We start from the raw sequence: 237 nt of genomic DNA, 5'->3' as shown, positions 1-237 counted from the left end.
GCGATTTGTATTTGTCAGTTCTATCGGTGTGAATGGCGTCGAAACCGGGTCAACACCTGTAGACGAGCTTTCAGAAGTCAATCCGGTAAAAGATTACGCTGTATCCAAATATCAAGCTGAACTCGGGCTCGTCGAGCGTTACGTAACAATTGAAAGCACGATGGAGTTGGTCATAGTGCGTCCGCCATTGGTATATGCAGGGAACGCACCTGGTAATTTTCAGCGATTGTTAAAGCT

Annotated in this window: 1 protein-coding gene; it reads left to right on the top strand. The window is 46.4% G+C overall.

Annotated features, from left to right (window positions below; all coding sequences use genetic code 11):
• On the top strand, nucleotides 1–237 hold a 237-nt coding region (locus tag SB772_RS45510; RefSeq protein ID WP_410839216.1), incomplete at both ends, for an NAD-dependent epimerase/dehydratase family protein.

Source organism: Paraburkholderia sp. SIMBA_030 (assembly GCF_046535245.1).
Taxonomy (GTDB): Bacteria; Pseudomonadota; Gammaproteobacteria; order Burkholderiales; family Burkholderiaceae; genus Paraburkholderia.
Note: the sequence above shows the minus strand (reverse complement) of the source record. Positions and strands in the feature narration are given on the sequence as shown.